The 2,428-nt window shown below is 45.7% G+C and carries 1 protein-coding gene and 2 pseudogenes; 2 read left to right on the top strand and 1 reads right to left on the bottom strand.

From position 1 onward, the window contains the following. Nucleotides 1-191 precede the first annotated feature (191 nt). Nucleotides 192-1,141: pseudogene (locus tag MiSe_RS54395) on the top strand (glutathione S-transferase family protein). A gap of 314 nt (nt 1,142-1,455) precedes the next feature. Further along, nucleotides 1,456-2,106, top strand: a pseudogene (locus tag MiSe_RS54390) (Uma2 family endonuclease); the annotation flags it as partial. 17 nt (nt 2,107-2,123) lie between these two features. Here the strand turns inward: MiSe_RS54390 and MiSe_RS48595 are convergent. After that, the coding region (locus tag MiSe_RS48595; protein WP_226594644.1) for a hypothetical protein at nt 2,124-2,428 on the bottom strand (305 nt) is incomplete at its 5' end.

The raw sequence follows: 2,428 nt of genomic DNA, 5'->3' as shown, positions 1-2,428 counted from the left end.
AAACTGTGGGAAGGTATATTGAGGCACAGCGCCATCATGACGTTACTTGACGGGACTTAAACGTCCCGTTCGTGCAAAACTCCCGCGTAAACGCCGGGAGTTTTGCACTTCTCGTCATCGTTTATAACACATCGGCATCAGCTGGAATTGCGGCTACAATCAATCGGTCATCACAACCAAAGAGAGCAATCATGGGTTTAGGTCTACTCGCGGATGGCAAATGGGTATCCTCACGCACTTAAGAAGATGCTCAAGGAAAATTTATTCGACCCTCGACAACTTTTCGCAACCAGATTACAGCCGATAATTCCAGCGGTTTTAAAGCCGAATCCGGGCGCTACCATCTTTATATTTCCTGGGCTTGTCCTTGGGCGCACCGCACGGCAATTATGCGGAAATTGAAGGGTTTGGAAGATGCGATTAGTCTTTCAGTTGTGCATCCCGAAATTTATCACAACGGCTGGGTATTCTCCGACGAACCCGGTTGCATTCCCGATTCGGTAAATCATGCTAGTTATCTTTGGTAAATCTATCTGAAGGCAGATGCAAATTATTCGTTGCGGGTTACATTTCCGGTACTTTGGGATAAACAAACCGGCACAATCGTCAATAACGAATCCCGCGAAATTATTCGCATGTTCGATACCCAATTCGAGGGAATTGCCAACTTTTATCCACATGAGTTGCGCGAGGTTATTGACCAAACTATAGACGGGATTTATCAACCGATTAATAATGGTGTCTACAGAGCCGGATTCGCAACGACTCAGATGGCATATGAGGAAGGAGTAACTGATTTATTCAACGCCCTCGATTATTGGGATGGAGTGTTAGGTAAGCAGCGCTATCTATGGGGAGATCAAATTACTGAAGCAGATTGGTGTATGTTCACAACCCTCCTGCGGTTCGATGCTGTCTATTACGGTCACTTTAAATGCAACCTCCGCCATCTTTGGGATTATTCCAATCTTTGGAATTATCCCAAAGAACTCTACCAATTTCCCGGCGTCAAAGAAACCTGCAACCTCGACCACATCAAGCGCCACTATTACAAAAGCCACGACAAAATCAATCCAACGCGAATTCCAAAGGACCGTTGATTGATTTTGAGTCACCGCATAACCGGAATGGTGCGATCTAATATATAAATCTATTTTACATTGAAAGCAGCGAACCAATTGGCTCGCTGTTTTTCTAGAAAAATTTATAAAATTATTGGAAAAAATGGGTCATGACCGTTGATACAACAAAAATAAAAATTACTTGTAAAAAATTACCAGATGATTTTGTATTGGATGATGAACCAGTGGACAATAAGTAGGTGCAGGTAAATAAAGTGAAAATAGCTATCCCTACCTATGGCGGGCGGGACGCCCAACCCACAAGAGATTGAAGGTTTTGTGGGGTGGGATAATCGCCCGCCATTGTGGTGAGTTTATTTATATTCACCTACTTATTAACCAGCCCCTCCTAGCTGCTGCTCTCACCAAAGCCCTAGAACTGTCAGGAAGAATAGGGGAATCGATGTTAGTCGGTACTAATTTTGGCATTGGCGCCATAGTGGAAGACAACCTGGTAATCAAAGCACCGGATTGGTTCTACGTCCGCTCTGTATTACCGACAAATCCGCCAAACCAAACTCGTCGCAGCTATACACCTAATTTACAAGGTGAAGTTACAGCAATTGTGATGGAATTTTTGTCAGAAACAGAAGGTGGCGAATATTCGATCAAATCCAAGTATCCCCCTGGAAAATGGTATTACTACGAGCGCATTTTGCAAGTACCGAACTACGCTATTTTTGCTTTGGATGCAGGATGGCTGGAATTGTATCAATTAGATGACGGGGGCAGATATCAATTGCAATAACCGGATGCTAATAATCGCTACTGGGTGAGTCAGATGGGTTTATATTTAGGTATTTGGCAGGGAAGCAAGGCAAATAGGACCCGATTTTGGTGGCGCTGGTGGGATGAAACGGGACAAATGTTGTTGTGGGGAACGGAGTTGGTGGAACAGGAAAGGCTTCGCACCGAACAGGAAAGGCTTCGCGCCGAACGATTGGCGGCGCAGTTGCGTGCGGCGGGGATTGAACCGGAGGTGTGAGATTGTGGTGGCGATTTTCAATTGGCTGCAACACAACATTGTAGCGACAAGCCATCAGTCAGTTTTGCCCTATGGCTCAAAGTTTTTCCGCCGCGTCCAATCGCCCCGTTGATGCGACATTGTAGCGACAAGCCATCAGTCAGTTTTGCCCTATGGCTCAAAGTTTTTCCGCCGCGTCCAATCGCCCCGTTGATACGACATTGTAGCGACAAGCCATCAGTCAGTTTTGCCCTATGGCTCAAAGTTTTTCCGCCGCGTCCAATCGCCCCGTTGATACGACATTGTAGCGACAAGCCATCAGTCAGTTTTGCCCTATGGCTCA

This window comes from Microseira wollei NIES-4236, from assembly GCF_020521235.1.
Lineage (GTDB): Bacteria > Cyanobacteriota > Cyanobacteriia > Cyanobacteriales > Aerosakkonemataceae > Microseira > Microseira wollei.
The sequence above is the reverse complement of the archived record's forward strand: the minus strand, read 5'-3'. Positions and strand labels throughout refer to the sequence as shown.